This is a genomic window from Type-E symbiont of Plautia stali (genome assembly GCF_059731115.1).
Genome location: NZ_AP035906.1, coordinates 3,344,043 through 3,363,449 on the forward strand (window position 1 = coordinate 3,344,043; position 19,407 = coordinate 3,363,449).

The window sequence follows — 19,407 nt, forward strand, 5'->3', positions numbered from 1 at the left end:
GCCCAGCGGCGCAATAGACAACTTTTTATTATTTTGGGAACACCCGCAAAAGCGGCGTTACCCAATTGCTATTCATCATCTTGATGCGCAAGGCGCACCGGTAAATACCACTGGCGAGCGGCGGCAACAATTACCTGCACCGCCTCATCATCCAGCGTACGGCTCAGGCGCTGCAGATAAGGATCGCTGCCTTCGCCCTCCACCTGAAAACCACCCTGCCAGGCTTGCAGCAATTTGTTCAATGCCTTTTTCTGCGTGGCGTCATCGTCCAGCAACTGGCCGGATTTTCGATCAAAACTGGCATCCAGCCACGCGCCACCCGATTTGTTCAGCAACATCAACGGTTCCGTCATCCCCGCCTGATAAGCCGTCACGTATTCGTTCAACAGTGACAGCGCAGACTCAGCGTCGATGGCTTTAAAACGCCAGCGGCTTTGTTTGCGCCCGTACATGCGGCTTTCACCTGTGCCGCCCAACGCGCAGTACACCAGATGCTCCAGCCACAATAGCAGGCCATCGTTCATGTTCAGCACGCCCGGACGCCAGCGTAATAACCCATCAGCTTGCACCTGGGTTAACCAGCCGGTCAACTGCACTCCGTTAAGCGGCAGATTGATTTCCCAACTCTCTGCGGGCTGACGCTGTCCGCTCACTTCCGCAGCCACTTCCTGCATCTCTTCGGTCTGGCTCTGCCAGAAAAGTTCCCCAAAAGCACCATACGGCAGATTACCTGCAGCACGATGACGCATATAAAGCCGCGAGGGATCCTCACCGTTGACCAGGGTATTCAGTAGCTGCGCATTGATTTGATAACGCTCCAGACTATCCGGGGCAAACGGCTCGCTGTCCGGCAATTCGCTCTCTTCCATCCAGAAAGCCACGCCCAGCCGCTGCTGGAACCAGGCCCGTACCGGATGACGCCAGAAGCGCAGCAATTGCTCAAGCGAGAGCGTTTCCAGCGGCAGTGGCGGCAACCTTTGCACAAAGTCTGGCTGTGCCACGCCATTGCCGGTGGCAGCGGGCAACCATTCTGTCGCGAAGCTCTGGCCGTAAGCGTCAGGGCGGAAGTTCTCCGCTGCAAAGGGCATGCGGCTGTGGAGCTTCAGTAAATGCTCACGTACACGCTGCTCGCTGACGTCGGGTTCGCACGCTTCATCGCCTGGCAGACAAAAACTCTGACCAAGATAATCCACCAACTCTGTCACCAGCACTGAGGGATAACGCTCGGTGTTGTCCTGAATCGCGCGGCCGATATAGCTGATGTAGAGCTGATGCTGTGCCGAAATCAGGGCTTCAAGGAACAGATAGCGGTCATCATCACGGCGGCTGCGATCGCCTTTGCGTGCCTGCTGCTGCATCAGGTCAAAACCGAGCGGCGCCAGCGTGCGTGGATAGACACCATCGTTCATCCCCAGCAAGCAGACGACTTTGAACGGAATCGAACGCATTGGCATCAGGGTACAGAAGTTTATCGGCCCGGCCAGGAAGCGCTGACTGATACGCTGCTGATCGAGGCGCGAGCGCAACTCATCACGCAGTAAGGTGACGGGAATCGGTTGCTGATAATCAGCCTGCGTGCCCTGCTCAATAATCTGTTTCCACTGGGTTTCAACCAGCAGTAATGCTGCGTCGCTTTCGGCATCGCCGTTGAAGAAGCTGTCGATCAGCTCGCGGCACAGCGGCAGCCACTCCGGTAGCGTACGCTCGCCGGTCAGTCGGGTGCGCCACGACTCTAAGCGAGAGAGCAATTCGGCCAGATGCCCGGCCAGTTCAGCAATCAATCCGCTGGATTCGTCGTAAGGCAGAATACCCTGCCAGTCACCGTTACGACTTTCCAGTGCGTAGCCCAATAGCATTCGCTGTAAACCAAAGCGCCAGGTATGTTGACCGGTGGCAGGCAGTGCCAATGCTTCGACGCTGGCATCATCCAGCCCCCATCGAATACCGGATTCCATCACCCAACGGCGAAGCAGGCGCAAACCGCTTTCATCCACCGAGAAGCGCTGCGCCAGCGCAGGCACTTCGAGCAGTGCCAGCACTTCTTCGGAAGCAAAGCGGCTGTCTGGCAGCGCCAGCAAGCTTAATAGGGCCAGAATCGCCGGATGTGCCTGGCTGGCGCGGCGATCCGAGATGGCAAACGGCAGATAACGATCCGCAGGCGCACTGGCAAACGCCGCCTGAATGAAGGGCGCGTAGCTATCGATATCCGCCACCATCACGATGATGTCGCGCGGTTTGAGATCGGGATCGGCCTCCATCAGCGCCAGCAGATGATCCTGTAACACTTCCACTTCACGCTGAGCGCTATGACATACCTGCAGCGTGATGGTACGATCGTTGGGATCCAGCACTCGTTTCTTACTGCTGTTACCCAGTTCATCGGCATGCAAACCGATCACGGCGTGGTCATCAAGGTTAAGCAGATCGGCTTGCAGACTGTGGAGCAGGTTGTCCTGCGGCATCTCAACAAAGGCATCAATATCGTTAGCGGCGGATTCCATCTGACTTAGCAGAAACAGATTATCGCGCCCCAGTTTGCCCCACGAGGCCAATAATGGATTGGTGAGTTGCTGCTCGCCGAGTTCATTGAACAGCGTTGGGGCAGCTTCGGGATCGAGGAACAGCGACTGCGCTTCGTCAGACTGCATGCGGCGACGCTTGCGGCTCTGCAATTTGGCGAGGAAAGCGTAATCCTGAATATCGCCCCAGTAGTGGCGGCAGGGGTTGGTAAACAGCAGATGAATATCGATATGGCGGCCAAGCGCTTCCAGCGCCTGCAAATACACCGGCGGCAGCGCGGAGATACCACAAATAAACACGCGCTGCGGCAATCCCGCCGGTGGCGTTTCGGCCTGCTCCAGCGCATGGATAAAGCGCGCATACAGATTGGCACGATGCCACATCGGCTGGCCTAGCTGCTCGGTGAACGCCACCAAATCGCGCCACAGTGGTGCCTGCCACTGCTGGGCATCACTCAGGCCATCAATGAGTTCTCCGCGCTCCCAGCTGTTGAGCCAGTCAGATCGATACACCAGATATTGGTCAAACAGATCTGCAACGCGAGCGCTGAGCTGATACAGCTTGCGCTTGTCATCGTCATCATTGAGGTAGTGACGTAATGGCTGGAACGCATCCTGCTCCAGCAAGGTGGGCAAGCGATGCATCAGTTTCCAGCTCATGCTGGCTTTGGTAAAAGCGCTCTCCTCAGGAATGCCGGGCAGCACTTTGACAAACATGTTCCAGATAAAGGTCGCAGGCAGCGGAAAGTCGATATTCGCCGCGATACCAAAACTGTTTGCCAGTTCCATCTGCAGCCACTGCGCCATGCCGGGGCTTTGCACCAGCACCTGTTCGGCCGCGAGTGCATCGTTGAGCGGCTGGTTTTCAATCAGAATGCCTGCCAGATTTTTCAACAGATCGAGCTGATTGGAGTGGTAAACCCGGAACATAAATCTCCTTGAGAGGGAAAACAGCGCAGCCTGGTCACTCTACCCTGTATCGTTAACGATGCCTATCACCGAGGTCACCTTAGTGACAATTGAGCTGGGCCAGACTGGCACTGCGCTGTTGTGGGCTCGTCACCGTGACGCGCTCCAGCACGCATCCTATACCCACACTTTGCTGCTGACGCTCAATCTGCCAGCCCGCCACCCCGCGCCCCAGCAACGCTTGTCCGGCAACCTGCCACGCCTGGCGCTGCTGCCACTGCTGACTAAATCCCAGGGCCAGCGCCCGATGGTATTGCAACAGCGTGCTGATGGTCATCGCCAGCAGCAGCATCGCTACCAGCGTTTCTGCCAGGCTAAAGCCCTGCTGATCCTGCCTGCGACTGGCAGTGCTCCGGTTTAGACAATGGACAGTAGTCAATCCAGCCGTGCGCCTCGGGTTGCAGCCGATGGCTGCGTGGTGAGACCCATTGCCAGAGGCGGAGATCACTCTTTTCATCCTGACCCGATAACAGCGCATTGCCCTCCTCCATCTGCAATAAGCAGCTTAACCACTGGTGCGCGGACTGTTGCTGACATTGCCAGCCGGACGCCGCTGGCCAACTCTGCATCAGCCCCCATTGCAACGCAGCCTGTGCCTGCGCAAAATCTTTATGATGCTGCTGCGTATCGGCCACCAGCACCATGCCCTGTGACAACTGCGTGCGCGTGGCATGCAGCGTCAGGCTGCCGAGCAGTAACAGCATCAGCACCATGCCCAGCGTGCTGTTGCCGTGCTGGCTCATAAGTTTCGTCCTTCAATCCAGTGTTCAACCTGCAGGCTTTGTATACCCGATCGCCCCGTCAGATGGAGCATTAACCGGGTGCCTTGCCGCACCACGCTAAAATGCTCGATGGTGAGGAAAGCGGGATCGGTTAGGCGTTCCCAACCATTGCCGTTGCAGTTATCCACCGCGCGCTGCATTTCCAGCTGCCCGCTGCGCAACCGATAGCCGTAAAAGTCGCTGTCACTACTGCCCACATCTTCCCAGCGCCCATTGCTGTTTTCATCCCAGCGCAGCAATACACAGCTGCCACTCGCAGCCAGAGTCAGTGCGGGACCAGTACATTGCCCACGACAATATCCCGCGCGCTGTAACGCTTTTTGCAGCGTATGAGAAAGCTGCTGTAGCTCCTGCTGCAATTGCACACGCTGCTGCAGGCGCAGATTTTGCTCCAGCAGTAGCGGCAAAAATCGCCCCACGCTGACCATCAATATCGCCCCCACCGACAGCGCAATCAGCATCTCCAGCAGGCTGAAACCGGCCTCCGCTACTCGCACCCTTTTTCTCCCGTCTGGCAGGCGCGAATACGTGCTCGCGCAGAGATAATCACCCGCCAGCGACCGGCCGCATTTTCAATCTCAATGCTGCCAGGGCGCGCCACGTCACGCCGTCCAAAGAAACCCGGCTCGCCGATGATGGCACTGAAGCGCACCCCGGCATGCGGCGGTGCTAACCACCAGCGTGAAGGCAGTTCCCAGCCCTCCGATGGTTTTACGCCCACGCCCAGACAGCCGCGTTCGCCGGGAATCAGCCACAAATTGAGATCGCTGTTATGCCCGTTCGCATGGGCGCGCAGCCGTAACAGAAACCCCTGCAGCTGCTGCACGCTATCGCGCAGTTGTTGATGCTGCTGCCAGCGCTGCCAACTATGCAGGGCGCCGAGGCTGAGTATGCCGGCGATCACCATCACCAGTAGCAGCTCCGGCAGGGTGAAACCGAGGTTTGCGTGTTTGTTCATGGCAGCCAATGTGCGCTTCAATCGAACAGGCAACAAGGCATCAAGCGGCAGGATGGAAAGCGTCGCGCAGGCTGTTTTCGCGCGGTACAGGCAGAGACAAATTTTTGCGAGGCGGATACAGATAACAGAGATAAAAAAGCCCCGCACAGTGGCAGGGCTTCAGCGTGATGACGCGTGCGTTTACACCGCAACCGGCGCTTTAATGGCCGGATGCGGGTCGTAACCCTCAATCTCAAAATCTTCAAAGTTGTAATCGAAGATAGAAGCAGGTTTACGTTTGATCACCAGTTTCGGCAGCGGGCGCGGCTCGCGCGTCAGCTGCAGCTGTGCCTGTTCCAGATGATTGCTGTACAGATGGGTATCGCCACCGGTCCAGACAAAATCACCCACTTCCAGATCGCACTGCTGCGCCACCATATGCACCAGCAGCGCATAGCTGGCGATATTGAAAGGCAGACCAAGGAAGATATCGCACGAGCGCTGATAAAGCTGGCAAGAGAGCTTGCCGTTTGCCACGTAAAACTGGAAGAAGGCATGACAAGGTGCCAGCGCCATCTGATCCAGCTCGCCCACGTTCCATGCCGATACGATGATGCGGCGTGAATCGGGATCGCGCTTCAACTGCTCAATCACTTTGCTAATCTGGTCGATCTCTTCGCCTGACGCACTGCCCCAGCTGCGCCATTGCTTACCGTAGACCGGTCCTAAATCGCCATTCTCATCCGCCCACTCGTCCCAAATCGTCACCTTGTTATCTTTCAGGTAGCTGATATTGGTTTCGCCTTTCAGAAACCACAGCAGTTCATGAATGATCGAACGCAGGTGCACCTTCTTGGTGGTGACCAGTGGAAAACCATCCTGCAAATTGAAACGCATCTGGTGGCCGAAAATCGACAGGGTGCCTGTACCGGTACGGTCGGCTTTCTCTGCGCCTTCATTCAGCACATGTTGCATTAAATCCAGATACTGTTTCATTTTACCTCACGAGTTTGTTGCTGCGGACGACGACGGAACGCCCAGATCATCATAATCACACCGGCCAGAATCATTGGGATCGAGAGAATCTGCCCCATGCTGATGCCGCCTTCAAACAGGCCCAGTTGGGCATCCGGCTGGCGGAAGAATTCGACGATGATGCGGAAAGCGCCATAGCCAATCAGGAACAGGCCAGAGACGCTGCCCATCGGGCGCGGCTTGCGAATAAACAGGTTGAGGATGATGAACAGCACGATACCTTCGAGGAACAGCTCATACAGCTGCGAGGGATGACGCGGCAACACACCGTAAGTGCTCAGCAGCTGCTGATACTGCGGATTGTTGGCCGCCAGCGCGATATCTTCACTGCGCGAACCCGGGAACAGCATCGCGAATTTGAAGTTAGGATCGACACGGCCCCACAGCTCGCCATTGATAAAGTTGCCAAGACGACCGGCGCCCAAACCAAATGGAATCAGTGGTGCAATGAAATCAGATACCTGGAAGAAAGTGCGTTTAGTACGACGCGCAAACACCAGCATCACCACAATCACCCCAATCAAGCCACCGTGGAACGACATACCGCCATCCCAGACTTTGAACAGATAGAGTGGATTATCGAGGAACAGCGGCAGGTTATAGAACAGCACGTAGCCGATACGGCCACCGAGGAACACGCCGAGGAAGCCCGCATACAGCAGGTTTTCCACTTCTTCTTTTTTCCAGCCGCTGCCGGGTTTGTTGGCACGGCGCACCGCCAGCCACATAGCAAATACAAAGCCCACCAGATACATCAAACCGTACCAGTGAAGCGAAATCGGTCCGATGGAGAAAATTACCGGATCGAATTGGGGAAACGAAATGTAGCCGTTAGTCATCTTTCACCATCGTTTTTTCTGCCCTGAAACGGGTCTGGCTAAGGGGTCATACCATAAAAGGCTGCGCATGATAGCACAGCCGCTTTTCACAATTGCCGTGGAAATGTAAACGCCGTTAACGGCCGCCGCGAATCAAACCGCCCAGGCCACGTCGCTCCATAAACGCGGACACCAGATGGCGCACTTCTGAAGCGGTATGGGCCGCCACGCCATTTTCACTGAGCTTCTGCGTTTCCTCGTGATCGAGGTGGCGCAACAGATACTTCACGCGCGGAATATTTTTACCGTTCATGCTGAGGTGGTGATAACCCATGCCCACCAGCAGCGCCACGCACATTGGGTCGCCGGCCATTTCACCACACAGGCAGAGTTCCAGTTTGGCCTGACGGGCTTCGTGGGCAATGCTCTGCAGCGCGCGCAGCATCGCCGGATGCAGCGGATCGTAGAGATTCGCCACACGGGTATTGTTGCGATCCACCGCCAGCAGATACTGCGTCAGGTCGTTGGTGCCCACCGAAATAAAGTCCACGCGATCCGCCAGATGCGGGATCATAAACAGCATGGACGGCACTTCGATCATCACGCCAATACGCGGTTTCGGGATCACATAGCCCAGCATCTCTTCCACTTCACGACCGGCGCGATCGATCAGACGACGCGCATCGTCGATCTCATCGATATGGCTAATCATCGGCAGCAGAATGCTGAGATTGCCGGAGGCCACGTTGGCACGCAGCATGGCACGTACCTGCACCAGGAAAATTTCTGGCTGATCGAGCGTCAGACGAATGCCGCGCCAGCCGAGGCAAGGATTTTCTTCACTGATCGGCATGTAAGGCAGCTGTTTATCGGCGCCGACATCCAGCGTACGCAACGTCACCGGCTTATCGTAGAACAGTTGCAGCATGCCTTGATATTGCGCGACCTGCTCCTCTTCCGACGGGAATCCGTTGTGCAGCATAAATGGAATTTCTGTGCGGTACAGGCCGATGCCATCCACCCAGTTATCCAGCTTCTGCTCATGCTCAGGGCTCAGGCCCGCATTCAGCATCACCTGCACCCGTTCGCCGCTTTTCAGCTCGCCGGGCTGCTCGACCACGCCTTCCGCCATTTTGCTCAGCGCATTTTCTTCGCTGATCAAACGCTGATACTCCTGCACCAGCACGGGTTCAGGATCGATTAACAACTCGCCGCGATAGCCATCGACAATCAGCAGGCGTTTGTTGAGCTGCGCAGGGATGATATCCGCACCCATGACGGTGGGAATGCCCATCGCGCGCGTCAGAATAGCCGCGTGGGAATTGGCCGCACCGTCGCGTACCACCACACCGGCTAAACGCTCCGGTGGCAGCTCTGCCAGCGTGGTGGCGGTGAGTTCATCCGCCACCAGCACGAAGCGTTCAGGCCAGGCATTGGTGCCGACCAGCGTATCGTCGAGATGGAATAGCAGACGTTGTCCGAGCACGCGCAAATCGCCCGCACGCTCGCGTAAATATTGATCCTGCAGGCTGGCAAACTGTTCGGCGAACTTCTCGATCACCGTTTTCACCGCCCACTCGGCAACCGATCCGCGATCAATCTCGGCAAACAGATCTTTTTTCAAACGGGCATCGGTTAACAGGTGCGAGTAGAGATCAAAAATCGCCGCACTCTCTTTTTGCACGCTGGCGGTAAAGCGTTTGCTGAAGCGGCGAAATTCATTGCCCGCCTCGCCCATTGCCAGCACCAGACGCTCGCGTTCACGCTGCACATCCAGCGTGGAGGCCGCAGAGACCTGATCCAGCAAGGGCTGGGTTTCATCAACCCAACCGGGCGCGACCGCCACGCCAGGCGCCGCCGCGATGGCTTTCACCCGCGTCTGACGGAACTGACCAAACAGTTGGCCGAGCTGTGATTGCGATAACAAGCCCGCCATCTGCGTGGCCAGTGTCACCAGGAAAGATTCTTCGCTTTCGTCGAACTGACGATGTTCGCGCTGCTGAACCACTAGCACGCCAAGCAGTTGGCGACGGCTGATGATCGGCACGCCAAGGAAAGAGCGATAACGCTCTTCTTTAACAGAAGGAATGTATTTGAAGCTGGGATGGCTTTGCGCGTCGGCAAGGTTGATCGGCTCGGCTAAACGTCCGACGAGCCCGACAATACCTTCATCAAACGCCAGCGTGACAGTGCGACCGCGCGGCTTTTTCAGCCCGCGCGTCGCCATCAGGTAGTAGCAACGACGATCGTGATCTGCGAGATAAACCGAGCAGACCTCGGTTTCCATCGCAAGGCAAATTTCGTTTACCAGAATGTCGAGTGCTTCATTCAGACGCGGAGCACTCGCCACTTTCTCTACTATTTCGCGCAACTGAGTGAGCATAAAGGGCGTGGCCTATCCTCTTTTACGTCGATGAGCGGCATTGTTATTACGCTGCCCCGCACTCTCCTGCATAGACATCACCACGCCAGCGAATTCTTTCATCACGCGGCGATAGACATCGCGCTTAAAAGAGACGACCTGACGCACCGGATACCAAAAGCTGACCCAGCGCCAACCATCAAACTCCGGCGTGCTGCTGTGTTGCACATTGATCTCCGCGTCACTACACATCAACTGCAGAAGAAACCACTTTTGTTTCTGGCCGATACACACCGGCTTTGTGTCCCAACGCACCAAACGTTTTGGCAACTTGTAACGTAACCAGTTACGGGTTGAAGCAAGTATTCGAACATCTTTGCGGTGTAAACCCACTTCTTCGAACAGTTCGCGATACATCGCCTGTTCAGCGGTTTCACCCGGATTGATGCCTCCCTGAGGAAATTGCCAGGAGTGCTGTCCAAAGCGCCTGGCCCATAACACTTGTCCTTGCCTGTTACAGATTACGATACCAACATTCGGGCGGTAGCCATCATCATCGATCACTGGACTACCTCAAAGCTAAATTTGAATAGCCTGATTGTTTCACACTCCTTACAGGCGGTAAACCACTGGATATCCGGGGCGATAGCCGAATAAAAACAGGATAACTCACAGAGTTTAGCCAAGTTATAAACAGCGGAGCGGTTTTCAGGGCGATCTTATTCACCTTTTCTGTGGATAGCTTTGTGCAGAACACGGGAATGAGTTGAATAACCACTTCGGAAAATTCTCATAAGGCAGACTAAGAATAGCACTAAAAACACCATTAATCATAGTGATAGAAAAAAATGACAGTGTTGTTTTAACGCGGATCACTTTCTAATTATCCTCAGGCTCCATTCGCTGCTCAAAGATCCACCACCGTCGATTTTATCCACAGATAATGCCCTAAACCTGGTCAAAGAAAGGAAAAAAAGCGTCCAAATCGCTAAAGTCAAGGCTGTAAATCGAAACAGGGGTGCTCTGTGAGGGGGGTTATCCCACCATTCTGTGGATAAGTAGTCTGGAGATCCTGTTCATTGTCGATAACAAACTGGGATAACCTTGCCATAGCATCCACAACCGTCCGGCAATGCAAATAAAAAAGCACGCTTAATCATGCTATTATCACGGTTATTCACGCTGCGCGCATGTGGAAAACTCGTACCCGCCAGCGCTGTACATCCTTTAACCAATATGAGTTTTGCCATGAATTCCCCCGTTTTATTGCCGCCGCCACCACAAGATGAAGCGGAATTACTGCAACGTGCACAACAGCTGGCAGGCCAGACGTTTGCTGCACTGGCAGCTCAGCTGGGTTTGCCGGTGCCAGCCGATTTGCGGCGGGATAAAGGCTGGGTTGGCATGCTGATTGAGCTGCACCTTGGTGCCAGCGCGGGCAGCAAAGCGGAGCAGGATTTCGCCCATCTCGGTATCGAACTCAAGACCATCCCCGTGGATGCGCTGGGCAAACCGTTGGAAACCACCTTTGTCTGCGTTGCGCCTCTGACCGGCAACAGCGGCGTAACCTGGGAGACCAGCCATGTGCGCCACAAGCTGGCTCGCGTTTTGTGGATCCCGATTGAGGGTGACCGTGCTTTGCCCCTCGCGGATCGTCGAGTGGGATCGCCGCTGTTATGGCAGCCCAGTGAGGAAGAAGATCAGCAACTGCGTGAAGACTGGGAAGAGTTGATGGATATGATCGTGCTGGGTCAGGTGGAACGCATCACCGCCCGACACGGTGCCTGGCTGCAGATCCGCCCGAAAGCCGCCAACAGTAAAGCCCTGACCGAAGCCATCGGTGAGCATGGAGAGCCTATAATGACGCTACCGCGCGGTTTTTATCTCAAGAAAAGCTTCACCGGACCGCTGCTGGCACGCCATTTTCTACTGTAAATGACTCGACTCCTTACACGACTGGTTCGGTTCCCCTGATGGGGCCTTTTTTTGGTGCAGCAAGGCGGCAAGTACGCAAATCCCCGTGAGCATACATAAGTAAGTGACTGGGGTGAACGTGAGCAGCCAAGGCAGCTGCACCAAAAGTAGGCCCCATTAGGGGAGCCGAACCAGGACGTGTATAATCGCCGTTTAATTTTCGTTTAGGATTGAATGATTCATGTTTGACTGGATTGCTGATCCCAATGCCTGGCTGGCACTGGGAACATTGACCATTCTGGAAGTGGTTTTGGGTATCGACAACATTATCTTCCTGTCGCTGGTTGTCGCTAAGTTACCGAAACACCAGCAAAACAAAGCTCGCCGCCTCGGTTTAATGGGTGCCATGCTGATGCGACTGGGTCTGCTGGCGTCCATTGCCTGGGTAGTCCGTCTCACCAATCCGCTGTTTACCCTGATGGATCACAGCTTCTCGGCGCGCGACCTGATCCTGCTGTTTGGTGGTCTGTTCCTGCTGTGGAAATCCAGCATGGAGATTCATGAAACCATCGAAGGCGCCGAAGGTGAGCACAAAACCAACGTCCACTCCTTCTTCGGCGCGATCGTTCAGATCATGTTGCTGGACATTATTTTCAGCCTCGATTCGGTGATCACCGCTGTCGGCTTGTCCGATCATCTGTTCATCATGATGGCTGCCGTGGTCATAGCGGTGCTGATGATGATGTTTGCCGCACGCGCCATTGGTGAATTTGTTGAGCGTCATCCATCGGTGAAAATGCTGGCGCTTGCATTCCTGATTCTGGTCGGCTTTACCCTGATTCTGGAGAGTTTCGGTATCCATGTACCAAAAGGTTACATTTATTTTGCCATGTTTTTCTCCATGGCCGTGGAGTGCCTGAACCTGATGCGCAGCAAGAAAAGCGCGGCTTAACGATGTCAAGGGCGAGCGCATCTCGCCCTTTAATTTTAGGAATGATGCGATTACGTCAGCCAGCGAAAGCATTTATTACTACACTTTTGCAGTTGAAGTAGGTTGAGGGAGATAAGAATGAAAGGGTTGGTGAGTGTCGTGGGTATTATGCTGGTCGCGCTGACGTTGAGTGGTTGCAGCAGTGATTACGTGATGGCGACCAAAGATGGCCGTATGATTAAAACTGATGGCAAACCGTCCATCGATAAAGAGACAGGTTTGGTGCAGTACACTGACGATCAAGGTCATGTGATGCAGATCAATGGTGACGAGGTCTCCACCATCATTGAGCGTTAAGTGCCAAATTCGATTGCCTGCACGATTTTTTCCCCAGTGCAGGCGATTTCCCGAACTTTCCCCCCTTCCTTCCGCGCCGCTTCACAGGATATAGTCCCAGAGGACACAACATTCCCTTTCATAATGAAAAAAGGAAGCCGGCAATGCATTATCACCGCATCCCCCACAGTACGCTGGAAGTCAGCCAACTTGGGTTAGGAACCATGACGTTTGGTGAGCAAAACAGCGAAGCCGACGCCCACGCGCAACTCGATTACGCGATTAGCAGTGGCATCAACCTGATTGATACCGCTGAAATGTATCCGGTGCCGCCGCGCCCGGAAACCCAGGGATTAACCGAACAGTACATTGGCAGCTGGCTGAAGAAGCGCGGCAGCCGTGACAAGATCATTCTGGCCAGCAAAATTGCCGGTCCGGTGCGCGGCGCAGATGCGTCGATTCGCCCTAACCAGGCACTGGATCGCAAAAACATTCGCGAAGCGCTGGATGCCAGCCTGAAGCGTCTGAACACCGACTATCTCGATCTCTACCAGCTGCACTGGCCGCAACGTCAAACCAACTACTTCGGCAAACTGGGTTACCAGTACAGCGAAACCACCGCCAACGTGACGCTGCTGGAAACGCTGGAAGCCCTGAATGAGCAGGTGCGCGCAGGTAAGATTCGCTACATCGGCGTGTCTAACGAAACCGCATGGGGCGTGATGCGCTATCTGCAGCTGGCTGAGAAGCACGAGTTGCCGCGTATTGTGACCATTCAGAACCCGTACAGCCTGCTGAACCGCAGCTTTGAAGTTGGCCTGGCGGAAATCAGCCAGCACGAAGGCGTTGAACTGCTGGCCTACTCAAGCCTGGCGTTTGGTACTTTGAGCGGCAAATATCTGAATGGTGCAAAACCCGCCGGTGCGCGTAACACCCTGTTCAGCCGCTTCACCCGCTACAGCGGTGAGCAGTCGAATCAGGCGATTGCCGCTTATGTTGGTCTGGCGAAGAAGCACAATCTGGATCCGTCACAGATGGCACTGGCTTACGTCCGTCAGCAGCCATTTGTCGCCAGTACCCTGCTGGGCGCGACGACGCTGGAACAGCTGAAGATTAACGTGGAGAGTTTCAACCTGACGCTGAATGCCGATGTGTTAGAGGAACTGGAAGCGATTCATCGTCAGTATACTTACCCGGCACCCTAACGGGATGTCATCGTTGCGGCGCAACGGTTTGCGTCGCAACGACCTGCAGCATTGATGGCCTGGTGGCTAAGACTTTGGCCCGATGTGCCTGGATGCACACCCTACAGGCGTATGACGCGGTTTTTGATTGTGTGCACCCGAATGCGCGCATTTCGGATCTATGGTCGCCATTGCTGGCGACCTGGTTTTTCAACGCACCGCCTTAACGGCGCGATTTCCACCACAGCAACGCAATCGCCACAGCAAAAATCCCACCGAACCCGATACCGGTTGCCACTGCAGGTGCACCCAACTTAACAGCGATGGTGTACAGCGCCAGCATCACCAACATCGCGATGTTTTCACCGAAGTTCTGTACGGCAATCGCATTACCCGCGCCCACCGACTCTTTGCCGCGCTCCTGCAACAGCGCATTAAGCGGCACCACGAAGAAGCCACCGAGCGCACCCAACACCATCAGTACCAGATAGGCATTCAGCAAGCTGGTTTGCAGTGAGAACACCACCACCATCACGCCAATTAATATCCCGGCGGGCATGCAGCGGCGCACGGTTTGCAGCGTCACCAGTTTCGCCGCCGCGGCAGCGCCAATCACAATCCCGATCGCCACCATGGCATTTAACGTGGTGGGCGTTTTATTGTCGGTGATACCGAGCGCCACGGGCACCCACAGCACCAGCAGGAAACGCAGCGTTACGCCTGCGCCCCAGAACATGCTGGTGCCGAGCAGGGAAAAACGCGTCTCGCCGTTACGCCACAACAGCAAAGCGGATTCTTTGAAACTGCGGAACATGGCACCAAACTGCCAGCTCTGACCCGGTCGTGCCGCCAACAGCTTAGGAATAAAGATATTCGCCACCACTGCCAACGCGTAAGTGAGTGCACACACAATCAGTGCGGCCAGTAGATTCCAGTCCGCCAGAATACCGCCTGCCACTGAACCCAACAGGATGGCAGCAATGGTAGAGGACTCCATCAGACCGTTGGCCTTCACCAGTCGTTCACCGCTGGTGATCTCGGTGAGGATGCCGTACTTAGCAGGCGAGTAGGATGCCGCACCAATACCCACCAGCGTATAGCCAAGGAATGGATTGAAGCCAAAACAGATAACCAGTGCGCCCAGCAGCTTGAGGCTGTTGGCGAACATCATCACCCGGCCTTTGGCAAAGCTGTCAGCCATCTGCCCGACAAACGGCGCCAGAAGAATGTAAGTGGCCACAAACATCATCTGCAGAATCGGCTGGCTCCAGTCGGGATAGAGCTGACTTTTCAGCACCGCCAGCGTGGCAAACAGCAGCGCGTTATCGCCAAACGCGGAGAAAAACTGCGCCACAATCACCGCCATCATATTGCGTGACAGTAACGGTGAATCGGGATTAACCGCCTGACTCATGCTTGATCCTCTTCGGCCAGCTGTTTCAGGCTGACGTAGTCTGGTTTACCGCTACCCAGCAGCGGCAGCTGTTTCATAAAGCGAATGTCACGCGGCACAGCCAGTTCTGGCGCACCGATATCGCGGGCGGCTTTAAGCAGTTGCTCACGACCCAGTTCGCTGTCAGTAGTGAACAACACTAAGGCTTCACCGCGATGACCGTCAGGGCGCAGTGACGCGGCATGCTGCTTCTCGCCCGAGGCTTTCAAAGCGATCTGTTCGACGCTTTCCAGTGACACCATCTCACCGGCAATTTTGGCGAAGCGTTTGGCACGGCCCTGAATCTGACAGAAGCCACCTTCATCGAAGCTAACAATGTCGCCGGTATCGTACCAACCGGCTTCCATCTCGCCTTCACCGTTATCGGCTACTGGCTTCTCCAGCACGCCAGGATTCTCGACGCGCAGATAACCGTTCATGATGTTCGGACCACGCAGTTGCAGACGACCGCCCTGCTCAATACCCGGCACGGAGATCAAACGTGAATCCATGCCGGGCAGAATACGACCCACGGTGTGAGGTTTCGCCGCCATCGGCACGTTGATTGCCACCACTGGCGCACACTCGGTGACGCCGTAGCCTTCAAGAATACGAATGCCGTACTTCTCGGCGTAGATTTGGCGCGTGCCTTCCTGCAACTTCTCTGCACCCGCTACCACATAGCGCAGGCGTGCAAAATCATACGGATTGGCAAAGCGCGCATAGTTGCCGAGGAAAGTCGACGTCCCAAACAGCACGGTGCAGTTACGGTCATACACCAGTTCGGGCACGATGCGGTAATGCAGCGGGCTCGGATAGAGGAACACCTGCGCGCCGGTTAGCAGCGGCGTAAACAAGCCCACAGTGAGGCCGAAAGCATGGAACAGCGGCAGCGCCGACATAAAGCGATCGCGCGGGGTGAAATCCGCCACGGTGCGAATCTGTTCAACGTTAGCCAGCAGGCTTTTGTGCGAGTGCACCACGCCTTTGGGATTGCCTTCCGAACCCGAAGTGAACAGCACCATCGCGGCATCTTCCGGCTGCTGCTTAACCTGTGCGCGACGTGGCATCAGCAGGTGCGCCAGAATCCACAACTTGTCTTTGAGCGTGACGGTGTCTTTAAGGTCTTCGAGGTAGATCCACTGGACTTCAGTTAAGCCTTGCGGCAGATGCTCCAGGTTGCCTTTCTCAAGGAACTGGCGCGAGGTGAACACGGTTTTGACCTGCGAAGCGGTGAGCGCCGCACGCATGCCGTTGACGCCCGCGGTGTAGTTGAGCATCGCCGGGATGCGCCCGCGCAGTGACGCCCCGAGGATCGCCGCCGCCGTGACGGTGGCATTCGGCAATAGCAGACCAACGTATTCACCCTGCTGGCTGTAGCGTTCAAGAATTCGACCGACGCCGAGCGATTTTTTCAGCAGCCCGGTGTAGCTGTCCGGCTTGAAATTGATGTCTTCGATGCAAGGTTTAGTCAGGCCATAACGCTGGCGTGCATTAAGGAAGGCTTCAAATAGCGTTTCCCGTGGACGCACCGCCATGCGCGCTTCCATCATCACATGATGTAAGTGCTCACCCGCCAGTATGCGGCGATCGCGTGCGCGTTTGGCTTCGGGCATCGGAATGACGGTAGCCGGTAAGACGCTTAAGGTGATGCGCGGGAACAGGCGGCGTTTAAATACGCCCGCCAGACGACCAAACGGCGTATATTCCGCCCCTTCGATGCGCATGGGCACCACGGTCGCACCCGATTTCGCCGCGACAAAGCCCGCACCGCTGTAGATTTTCATCAGCGATCCGGTCACGGTGATACGGCCTTCCGGGAAGATCACCACCGGACGACCTTCATTGATCATGCGCACCAGATGTTTGATCGACATCGGTTTAGTGGGATCGAGTGGCACGAAGTCGATAATCGGCTTCAGGAGCCGCATAAACCATTGATCGCTGATCGAGGAGTAGACGGCGAACACCGGTTTAATCGGCAAAAACAGCGCCACCAAAATGCCATCAAGGAATGACATATGGTTAGGGGTGATCAGCACTTTTTCTTTGTGCAGTGCGGTGAGATCGCCACGCAGTTCCACCCGCCATAACAGGCGAAACAGGAAACGCAGAACAGTGAAAAGCATGCCAGCTCCTTAGCAGCGGTAAAATATGGCGCTTACCTTGCAATATCTGACGATTTTCGACAAGTGCTGCGGTGATTTATGGTGAGGAATTGAGGTGGGTGTGGTGCATAGCCGGTAAAAATGTGCCGTTGGGGTGCTGTTTATTGTGAAATGCTGCTCAGTGCTAATGCAGACTGTGGGCGCTTTGGCATCAGTGGGTGTTGTTGAAAATAAGACTATTAGTATCGATGCGTTTTGCCAAAGAGAGAACAGGCTGCACATTGGCTCATATCTGTTAGGAAAGAAGGCAAGCGGAGCGTGTATTTTTTCGGTGTTTCGTTCAAAAAAGCACAATGCTTAAGGCCAAAGCCCCTCTGCGGCGGTCGGGCTATCCGCAGCGCTGAGGCTTTTACGTTGGGCCAGGAGCCAGTCGCATGGATGCGACTGGCAGTTCGGGTTGGCCAGGACGGCCTTACCCGAACGGTCCGTAGGCACGACGTGGAAGACGAAGGCACCGCGTCAGCGGCGCGAGGACTGCCCGGCCGCCGCAGAGGGGCTATGGCCCATCCGCGCGCTAAAAAAGCCCACAACAGAATCAACAGCCTCAAACTCAGCTGTTCTAAACTGCCAGACAACCTTCATCTATGATGCTAAAACTCATCCCTGCCAGAACGAATAACACTTATCCCTGCCAACCCCCGCCTAGCGCGGCGATCAGCTCAACGCTGCTCACCCACTGGGTGCTCTGCAGTGACAGTAAGCTCTGCTGCTCACTCAGACTGCTGTTTTCGGTGGTCGCCACATCAAGGTAATCAATCATTCCGGCATCATACTGATTACGCGTCACGCGTGCTGACTCCTGCGCAGCGCTGGTCGCCAGCTGCTGTGAAGCTATCTCACCCTTCAGCGTATTCAGCTGCACCAGATAATCTTCTACTTCACCCATCGCCGTCAGCACCGACTGGCGATAATCCGCCACGCTGGCGTCATAGGCGGCGCGGGCCTGCTCCACTTTGGCTGAGGTGGCACCGAAGTCCAGCAGCGTGCCGCTCAGCTCCGGCCCTAATGACCAGACACGATTTGGCAGCGAGAACAGACTGTTGATGGCCGATGAGCTCACGCCGCCCGTGGCACTTAACGTCAGATCGGGATAGTAGCCGGCAATCGCTACGCCCACCGCCGCATTGGCCGCTGCCACGTTACGTTCGGCATAAGCGATATCCGGACGACGCTGCAGCAAGGCAGAAGGCAGGCTGTTAGGGATGGCTGGCAGCGTGGCATCCAGCTTAGCCACTGGCAGCGAGAAATCAGCCGGTGCACGGCCCAGCAACAGCGCAATGGCGTGTTCCGACTGCGCACGCTGCCACTGATAATCCTGTGCTGAGGCGCGCGCGCTCTCCAGCTGCATCTGCGCCTGTGCCAGCGTGGCGCGTGATTCGCTGCCCGCCGAGTACTTATTCTGAATCACCGTCATATAGCGCTGATAGGCATCGATACTGCGCTGATACAGAGCAATTTTTTCGTCGAGGATGCGCAGCTGGAAGTAATCCTGCGCCAGCTCCGATTGGGCACTTAGGGTGATATTCGCCAGTTCGGCCTTACTCGCCTGCGCGCTGGCTTTGTTCTCTTCCAGCGTACGGCGCAGTTTGCCCCACAAATCCAGCTCCCAGCTGGCACTGAGATCGGCGGCATGCGCGTTGCTGACGCTGCGCTGGCCGGTGGTGCTGGCCCGACTGCCGCTGCGCGTACTGCTGGCGTCGTAACTCACCGACGGGAATAACGCGGCGCGTGACTGCGAGGTCAGCGCCTGCGCTTCACGGTACTGCGCGGCATAGCTCGCCACGTTTTGGTTGGAGATGCTCACCTGACGCAACAGGCTATCCAGCGTGGCATCGTGATACACCGACCACCAGTCGCCTTTGCTCTGCTCATCCTGCGGCGCGGCCTGCTGCCAGCCTTTGGCTTCTTTAAAGTGGGTCGGCATCGCCATGGTCGGGCGCTGATAATCCGGCCCCACCGCACAACCCGCCAGCAACAGTGCCGCTACCATCGGGGTAAATTTCAGAACATTTTTCATCGA

At 55.9% G+C, this 19,407-nt stretch carries 17 protein-coding genes; 4 read left to right on the top strand and 13 right to left on the bottom strand.

Annotated features, from left to right (window positions below):
- Positions 1 to 68 precede the first annotated feature (68 nt).
- From recC to AC6I8L_RS15425, 10 genes are all read right to left on the bottom strand, one after another.
- Positions 69 to 3,449, bottom strand: coding sequence for an exodeoxyribonuclease V subunit gamma (gene recC, locus AC6I8L_RS15380; protein ID WP_058961807.1), 3,381 nt, complete (start codon positions 3,447 to 3,449; stop codon positions 69 to 71).
- A gap of 79 nt (positions 3,450 to 3,528) precedes the next feature.
- Positions 3,529 to 3,867, bottom strand: a complete 339-nt coding sequence (locus tag AC6I8L_RS15385) for a prepilin-type N-terminal cleavage/methylation domain-containing protein (protein WP_236699783.1) — start codon at positions 3,865 to 3,867, stop codon at positions 3,529 to 3,531.
- Positions 3,803 to 4,231, bottom strand: a complete 429-nt coding sequence (locus AC6I8L_RS15390; RefSeq protein WP_058961808.1) for a DUF2509 family protein — start codon at positions 4,229 to 4,231, stop codon at positions 3,803 to 3,805. The genes AC6I8L_RS15385 and AC6I8L_RS15390 overlap by 65 nt, the downstream gene beginning before the upstream one ends.
- Positions 4,228 to 4,767, bottom strand: coding sequence for a prepilin peptidase-dependent protein (locus tag AC6I8L_RS15395; protein ID WP_058961809.1), 540 nt, complete (start codon positions 4,765 to 4,767; stop codon positions 4,228 to 4,230). Before AC6I8L_RS15395 ends, AC6I8L_RS15390 begins: the two co-directional genes overlap by 4 nt.
- Positions 4,758 to 5,228 (bottom strand): prepilin-type N-terminal cleavage/methylation domain-containing protein, encoded by a 471-nt coding sequence (locus tag AC6I8L_RS15400; protein WP_058961832.1) that lies wholly within the window; start codon positions 5,226 to 5,228, stop codon positions 4,758 to 4,760. Before AC6I8L_RS15400 ends, AC6I8L_RS15395 begins: the two co-directional genes overlap by 10 nt.
- Positions 5,229 to 5,408: 180 nt before the next feature.
- Positions 5,409 to 6,203, bottom strand: a complete 795-nt coding sequence (gene thyA, locus AC6I8L_RS15405; protein WP_045816400.1) for a thymidylate synthase — start codon at positions 6,201 to 6,203, stop codon at positions 5,409 to 5,411.
- Complete coding sequence (lgt, locus tag AC6I8L_RS15410; protein ID WP_034823111.1) at positions 6,200 to 7,081, bottom strand: prolipoprotein diacylglyceryl transferase; 882 nt, start codon at positions 7,079 to 7,081, stop codon at positions 6,200 to 6,202. The genes thyA and lgt overlap by 4 nt, the downstream gene beginning before the upstream one ends.
- 115 nt (positions 7,082 to 7,196) lie before the next feature.
- Positions 7,197 to 9,443 (bottom strand): phosphoenolpyruvate--protein phosphotransferase, encoded by a 2,247-nt coding sequence (gene ptsP / locus AC6I8L_RS15415; protein ID WP_038645088.1) that lies wholly within the window; start codon positions 9,441 to 9,443, stop codon positions 7,197 to 7,199.
- A gap of 12 nt (positions 9,444 to 9,455) precedes the next feature.
- Positions 9,456 to 9,986 (bottom strand): RNA pyrophosphohydrolase, encoded by a 531-nt coding sequence (gene rppH / locus AC6I8L_RS15420; RefSeq protein WP_034823115.1) that lies wholly within the window; start codon positions 9,984 to 9,986, stop codon positions 9,456 to 9,458.
- Between the two features lie 512 nt (positions 9,987 to 10,498).
- On the bottom strand, positions 10,499 to 10,672 hold the full coding sequence (locus AC6I8L_RS15425; RefSeq protein WP_160868318.1) for a hypothetical protein: 174 nt from the start codon (positions 10,670 to 10,672) through the stop codon (positions 10,499 to 10,501).
- Here AC6I8L_RS15425 and mutH point away from each other — a divergent pair.
- The 4 genes from mutH (at position 10,671) to AC6I8L_RS15445 (ending at position 13,808) form a co-directional block, all read left to right on the top strand.
- Positions 10,671 to 11,357 carry a DNA mismatch repair endonuclease MutH gene (gene mutH, locus AC6I8L_RS15430; RefSeq protein ID WP_034823117.1) on the top strand — a complete coding sequence of 229 codons (687 nt, stop codon included), beginning with the start codon at positions 10,671 to 10,673 and terminating at the stop codon, positions 11,355 to 11,357. The two genes, AC6I8L_RS15425 and mutH, sit on opposite strands and share 2 nt — an antisense overlap.
- Positions 11,358 to 11,577: 220 nt before the next feature.
- The gene (locus AC6I8L_RS15435; RefSeq protein ID WP_034823125.1) at positions 11,578 to 12,288 is read left to right on the top strand and encodes a TerC family protein; all 711 of its coding nucleotides are present in this window, start codon (positions 11,578 to 11,580) and stop codon (positions 12,286 to 12,288) included.
- A 117-nt stretch (positions 12,289 to 12,405) separates the two neighbouring features.
- On the top strand, positions 12,406 to 12,624 hold the full coding sequence (locus tag AC6I8L_RS15440) for a YgdI/YgdR family lipoprotein (protein WP_034823127.1): 219 nt from the start codon (positions 12,406 to 12,408) through the stop codon (positions 12,622 to 12,624).
- 143 nt (positions 12,625 to 12,767) lie between these two features.
- Positions 12,768 to 13,808 carry an NADP(H)-dependent aldo-keto reductase gene (locus AC6I8L_RS15445; RefSeq protein WP_045816396.1) on the top strand — a complete coding sequence of 347 codons (1,041 nt, stop codon included), beginning with the start codon at positions 12,768 to 12,770 and terminating at the stop codon, positions 13,806 to 13,808.
- A gap of 202 nt (positions 13,809 to 14,010) precedes the next feature.
- On the opposite strand, the gene lplT is transcribed toward AC6I8L_RS15445, so the two are convergent.
- The 3 genes from lplT to AC6I8L_RS15460 all read right to left on the bottom strand — a co-directional run bounded on the left by lplT (position 14,011) and on the right by AC6I8L_RS15460 (position 19,404).
- The gene (lplT, locus tag AC6I8L_RS15450; protein WP_058961810.1) at positions 14,011 to 15,201 is read right to left on the bottom strand and encodes a lysophospholipid transporter LplT; all 1,191 of its coding nucleotides are present in this window, start codon (positions 15,199 to 15,201) and stop codon (positions 14,011 to 14,013) included.
- Complete coding sequence (gene aas / locus AC6I8L_RS15455; RefSeq protein WP_058961811.1) at positions 15,198 to 17,348, bottom strand: bifunctional acyl-ACP--phospholipid O-acyltransferase/long-chain-fatty-acid--ACP ligase; 2,151 nt, start codon at positions 17,346 to 17,348, stop codon at positions 15,198 to 15,200. Before aas ends, lplT begins: the two co-directional genes overlap by 4 nt.
- Positions 17,349 to 18,009: 661 nt before the next feature.
- Positions 18,010 to 19,404 (bottom strand): efflux transporter outer membrane subunit, encoded by a 1,395-nt coding sequence (locus AC6I8L_RS15460; protein WP_058961812.1) that lies wholly within the window; start codon positions 19,402 to 19,404, stop codon positions 18,010 to 18,012.
- Positions 19,405 to 19,407 lie beyond the last annotated feature (3 nt).